We start from the raw sequence: 5,241 nt of genomic DNA, 5'->3' as shown, positions 1-5,241 counted from the left end.
GCGGTGTCGGCCCAGGTCGAGCCGTGGGAGGAGGAGCGGAACCGGTCGAGGGTGCAGGTCAAGTGGAGCTTCCGGGTGGCCGACGCCCGCCGGAGGCTGGCTCACCTCTACCCACAACCTTCAAAGCGGTAGACCACTAGGGCAGGGCGACCGCCGACGAGATGGCCGCCCACCTGGCCAACCGCCGCGCCCGCGAGGAGCCCAGCCGCGCGGCCGACGGCGCCGACCGGATCGGCCGCCGCATGCAAGTGGCGCCGAACACCATGGCCTTCGGCCACCTCCTCCCACTTGGGGAGAAGGAAGGGTTGTCGTCGTCGCGGTCGGTTTCTCTCATCCCGAAGGTCCACGGCGGCCCCTCCACGACACCTCCCTGGCCGCCCTCGGTCGCGCGTCTTATAGTTAGTAAGAGGGGGTCGCCTAAAAGCTTCGAACTTGCGACGCGGTGGGCCGCCGCGAGGGACGAACATGAGACGACGACCGGCAATCCTGGCGACGGCCGTCCCGACGCTGGCGGCGGCGAGTCGCGCGGACGCGGCGATCGGCCCGGGTGACGGCGCGACGGCCGGAGGACGACCGCCCGAACGCCACGCGATCAGCTTGGAGCGATGACGGCGGTGGGCGGGTCCGGTACAATGGTCCGACCGGATCGACCCCGCCGCCCCTAGCCCGCCCCGCCCCGCCGTCGCGTGAGACATCGATGCGATTCCGCCCCCACCGAGCCCTCCTCATGCACGACGTCTACGACCCGCCGCCGGTCCCCGAGATCGAGTGGGAGGAGCCGCGTCGCGAGCCCCTGGAGGTCTCGCGCGGGGACGTCGCCTGCCTGGTCGGCCTCTGCGCGGCGCTCTTCGGGATCGCGGCGATCTTCTGGAGCGACGACCCGTTCGTCGCGGTGATCGCGGCCGGGGCCGGCTCGCTGATCGTGCTGGAGAGCTGGCTCACCGCCCTGGCCCGCTTCAAGCGGACGCCGACGCACGGCGTCCGGGCGAGGTGGACGGTCTTCCTCGCGGCGCTCGTCCCGTGGGTCGTCGGCGTCGGGGCGGCCGTCGCCTTCCTGCTGGGCGTCTTCTGGGTCTCCGACCACTTCCTGACGAACGCGTCGTTCCCCCTCTAGTCCCGCCTCGCGCGAACCCCTGGGCCGCTGAAATCATGAATCGCTTCTGGATCACCGACCCCCTGGTCTTCTACACGCTGGGCGGCCTGCTCGTCGCCTACATCCTCTATACGATGATCGTCAGGCGCAAGGGCGAGCGTCCCGGGCACGCGGGGCGCGAGCCGGAGCTGTAGCCGTAGCGACGGCCCCGATCCGGGGCGCCCGGCGCGAGCATCGCCGACTATTCGCCCGACCCCGCGCCGTCCCGAGGCGGGGCCTCCTCGGGCCCCGCCGCCTGGAGCTTGAGCGCCTGCTCGACGGCCTCCATGAGCCTGTCGGAGCGGAAGGGCTTGTAGAGGACCGTCTGCAGCCCTTCCTGGCGGGCCTTGACGATGGAGTGGGTGGGGTCGTAGCCGAAGCCGGTCATCAGGATGACGGGGAGCCCCGGCTGGACCTCGCGGAGCTGCTTGTAGATGGCGTGGCCGTCCATGTCGGGCAGGCGGATGTCGGCCAGGGCGGCGGAGTAGGGCGCCTGCCGGGCGAGCGCGAGGGCCTCGCCGGCGTCGCGCGCGGTCTCGACGGTCGCCCCCTGCATGCCCAGGAGCTGGTGGGCCGAGCTTCGGATGGCCGCGTCGGCGTCGACCACCAGCAGGCGGGCGCCGGAGAGCCGCGCGGCGGGGGGGTGGGCGACCCGGCTGGGCGGAGGGGCGATCGTCGCGCCGACCTTCTGGATGATGCCGCGGATCTCGCGGGCGCGATAGAGCAGGTGGCGCAGCCTTGCGATGACGTCCTCGTCGTGGCCGGCGTAGCGGTCGAGCACGGTGACGGCGTCGGTGATGACGTCGTCCAGCGGCAGGGCGACCTCGCGGCTGATGGCCTGGACGGAGGCGCTGGCGGTGCTCGCCTTCTCGGCCTGGAGCAGCTCCAGAGTGTTCAGCGCCGAGGCGATGTTGCGGCCGTAGATCTCCAGGAACTGGCGGTCGCGGTCGTCGAAGGCGTCGGGCTGGTCGCTCTCCACGTTGAGGGTGCCGACGACGGCGCCGTGGTGGATCAGCGGGACGGTCAGCGAGCTGCGGGCGTCCTTGGCGCCCTCCAGGTAGTGGGGATCCTTGGTGGTGTCCGGGCAGAGGTAGCTCTGGCCGGTGGCCGCGACCAGGCCGGTCACCCCCTGCCCCTCCCTGGCGGCCGACAGCTCGCGCGAGGCGGCCACCGGGGTCATCCCCTCGGTCAGCAGCGAGACCAGCCGGCCGGTCTGGCGGTCGAGCAGGCGGATCTGGATGAAGTCGAGCCCCATCAGATCCTTCATGTGCCGCGCGATGTTGTACTTGAGGAGGTCGGTGCGCTCCTCCGGGCTCATCCGAGACAGCTCGTCCGGGGTGAGGTCGGCCAGCTCGTCCCCCGCGCGGGCGATGGCGTCGACCTTGAGCTGCTGCTGGGTCTCGTCGGTGATCTCGCGCGTCAGGGCGATCAGGTGGGTCAGGGCGTGGCGGGCGTCGAAGACGGGGGTGACGGTGACGCGGAGGTAGCGGCCGTCGCCGACCTTGACGACGGTGTTCGACGGCCCGCGCCGGGCGACCGCGGTGGTGAACGGGCAGGGCTCCGGGCCGAGGATCTCGGCCTCGGCGAGGGCCTGGTAGAACCGCTCGCCGACGGCGCGGGCGGGGTCGGCGGCGAACGAGAGGAATTCGGGGTTGGCCCAGATGATCCGCAGGTCGGGGTCGACCACGGCGACGCCGTCGGAGATCGCGTCGAGGATCTCCTCCGCCTGGATGACCATGCCGACCCATCGCGCCGCGGCGAGCTGCGAGGCGTCGACGTACACGCCGTCGAACCGGCCGTCGCGGAGCTGGGCGAGGGCGCGGGAGATCGTGCGGACGGTGACGATCTCGGCGGAGTCCCGCAGCCGGTCCAGCACGGCGCCGCCCCGCGATTCGTCCCGCTCGATGACCAGAACGCGAGGCTTCTCGGCCACGTTGTCGACCCAATGTGTCTGGAGGCGGGACGCGGCCGCGGGGGTCCCGAGGGCCCCGGCCTGGGCGGGGCGGGCCCTTCGCCCGCTCGGACGGTATCCCGCCATCCTAATGCCAGGTCCCACCCCCGGCAAGGATCCGATAGACTGAAGCCCGTCCCGGGGCCCCGAGCCCCCCTTCCACGAGGGAACCCCATGCGAGCCACCCAACGCCTGACCGCCCGCCACGGGGCGCTGCTGGTCGTCGACCTGCAGGAGAAGCTGGTCCCCGCCGTCGCCGACGGCCCCAGGGTCGTCGCCAACGTCTCCCGGCTGGTCCGGGGCGCCCGGCTGCTGGGCGTGCCGGCCCAGGCGACCGAGCAATATCCCGAGAAGCTCGGCCCCACCGTGGCGACGATCGCCGAGCTGCTCCCCGAACGGGCGTCGAAGACGGCCTTCGCCTGCTGCGCCTCCACGGAGGTCATGGAGCAGCTTTACGGCAGGCAGGCGCGCCACGTCGCCCTGGCGGGGGTCGAGGCCCACGTCTGCGTGGCGCAGACGGCGCTCGACCTGCTCGACCTGGGCTTCCGCGTGCAGGTCGTCGCCGACGCCGTCGCCTCGCGCGACCCGATCGACCGCGACGTCTCCCTCCGCCGCCTGGAGGCGGCCGGCGCCGTGATCACCACGACCGAGGCCGTCCTCTTCGAATGGTGCGAGACCGCCGACCGCCCCGAGTTCAAGGCCCTCAGCGCCCTGGTCAAGGAACGAACCTGACCCGACCCCCGCGCCGTCCCGGGACGCGGCGGGACGACCCTCCCCCATCGCGGGGGGAGGACGTTATGATGATCCGCGGGGGCGTTTTCCGCGGAGCAATCCCCCTCCGGAGGGCCCGGCATGCGGTCGATCCGTCGCGGCGTCCTGGCGCTCGGGCTGGCCCTCCTCGCCTCCTTGGGCGTCGCCGAGGCCCAGCGCCCCCCCGCCCGCGACGACGCCCCCAGGGTCCGCACCCCGGAGGAGGTCGAGGCCCGCAAGCGCAGCCCGTTCCTCCGGCCCCCCGGCGAGGACGCCCCCGACGGCCGGTACGAGGACGACTCCGACCTACCCCCCTGGAACCGGGCCCGGTTCTTCGGGATCTCGGCGCGGGGGCGGTTCTTCGTCTACGTGCTCGACCAGTCGGGCAGCATGATGGACGAGGGGCGCATCGCGAGGGCGACTATCGAGCTGCGGCGCAGCGTGGGGGCGCTGGAGGCGCCGCAGCAATTCGAGGTGATCTTCTACAACGACGAGGCCACCGCCATGCCCGGCGGCCCCATCCCCCGCGTGGCCGACCGCCGCAACAAGGAGATGCTGCGGTCGTGGCTGGGGCGCATCGAGCCCGAGGGGGGGACCAACCCCCGCGACGCCGTCCTCCAGGCGCTCGCCCTGAGGCCGGCGGCCGTCTTCCTCCTCTCCGACGGCGACTTCCCCGAGGGGACCGTCGAGGCGATCGCCAAGGCCAACCCGCGCAAGGTCCCCATCCACTGCGTCGACATGGCCGGCGGCCTGGCCGGCGACGCCCTCCCCCGCGTCGCCCGCGAGAGCGGCGGCCGATACGTCTCGCGCCCCGGCCCCTGACGGATCGCGTCGGGCGGCCGACGGATCAGGGCGTCGCGGCGTGGTCGAGCGCCGGGTAGATGTAGACGTCCGCGGCATGGACATCGCCGAACACCCCGCCGCCGAGCCGCGCGGCCATGCCGGCCGGGAAGCGCCCGCGCGCCTCGATCGCCGCGCGGGCCATGGGGTTCGAGGGGCTGATGACCTTCACGCGGAACATGTTGAAGAAAGGGGAATCGATCTTCGACGCGATCCGCACGACTTCTCCATAAGCATCGCCGGTGCTCACGACGTCGATCCGGTCGGACGCGATGTAGAGATACCTCTCGTCCTCGCCGCTGGCCCGCTCCAGAACGCGACCTTGATCGGCGCGTAGTCATCGAATTCGCGGAGCAGACGCTCCCCGGCCTCGATTTCCTCGATCACCAATGGCCCTTGATCCATGGCGGCCCCCCGTTCGAAGGGCTCACGAGGGTTCACGGCCGCGTCAACGAGTTGCCAACGGCAGCTTACCTGGCGTTAACGATCGCCAGGATCCGAGGGGCCATCCCTTCTCCCCTGGTGGGAGAAGGTGGCCGAAGGCCGGATGAGGGGGCGACCGCCGCCG

General features: G+C 72.2%; 7 protein-coding genes. 5 read left to right on the top strand and 2 right to left on the bottom strand.

Annotated elements, in window-relative coordinates:
* Positions 1 to 465: 465 nt before the first annotated feature.
* The 3 genes from WG209_RS11755 to WG209_RS11745 all read left to right on the top strand — a co-directional run bounded on the left by WG209_RS11755 (position 466) and on the right by WG209_RS11745 (position 1,287).
* Complete coding sequence (locus tag WG209_RS11755) at positions 466 to 609, top strand: hypothetical protein (RefSeq protein WP_337175235.1); 144 nt, start codon at positions 466 to 468, stop codon at positions 607 to 609.
* A 118-nt stretch (positions 610 to 727) separates the two neighbouring features.
* A complete protein-coding gene (locus tag WG209_RS11750; protein WP_337175234.1) occupies positions 728 to 1,114 on the top strand; it encodes a hypothetical protein in 387 nt (128 codons plus the stop codon).
* A gap of 35 nt (positions 1,115 to 1,149) precedes the next feature.
* Positions 1,150 to 1,287 (top strand): hypothetical protein, encoded by a 138-nt coding sequence (locus WG209_RS11745; protein WP_337175233.1) that lies wholly within the window; start codon positions 1,150 to 1,152, stop codon positions 1,285 to 1,287.
* A gap of 47 nt (positions 1,288 to 1,334) precedes the next feature.
* On the opposite strand, the gene WG209_RS11740 is transcribed toward WG209_RS11745, so the two are convergent.
* The gene (locus tag WG209_RS11740; protein WP_337175232.1) at positions 1,335 to 3,065 is read right to left on the bottom strand and encodes a response regulator; all 1,731 of its coding nucleotides are present in this window, start codon (positions 3,063 to 3,065) and stop codon (positions 1,335 to 1,337) included.
* A gap of 192 nt (positions 3,066 to 3,257) precedes the next feature.
* Here WG209_RS11740 and WG209_RS11735 point away from each other — a divergent pair, with 192 nt between their 5' ends.
* The gene (locus tag WG209_RS11735) at positions 3,258 to 3,815 is read left to right on the top strand and encodes a hydrolase (protein ID WP_337175231.1); all 558 of its coding nucleotides are present in this window, start codon (positions 3,258 to 3,260) and stop codon (positions 3,813 to 3,815) included.
* Between the two features lie 120 nt (positions 3,816 to 3,935).
* Positions 3,936 to 4,655 (top strand): magnesium chelatase, encoded by a 720-nt coding sequence (locus WG209_RS11730; protein WP_337175230.1) that lies wholly within the window; start codon positions 3,936 to 3,938, stop codon positions 4,653 to 4,655.
* Positions 4,656 to 4,680: 25 nt separating this feature from the next.
* Here the strand turns inward: WG209_RS11730 and WG209_RS11725 are convergent, their stop codons facing one another.
* Positions 4,681 to 4,923 carry a hypothetical protein gene (locus WG209_RS11725; protein ID WP_337175229.1) on the bottom strand — a complete coding sequence of 81 codons (243 nt, stop codon included), beginning with the start codon at positions 4,921 to 4,923 and terminating at the stop codon, positions 4,681 to 4,683.
* Positions 4,924 to 5,241: the final 318 nt, after the last annotated feature.

The sequence above is a fragment of the Paludisphaera sp. genome, assembly GCF_037189885.1.
Lineage (GTDB): Bacteria > Planctomycetota > Planctomycetia > Isosphaerales > Isosphaeraceae > Paludisphaera.
Note: the sequence above shows the minus strand (reverse complement) of the source record. Positions and strands in the feature narration are given on the sequence as shown.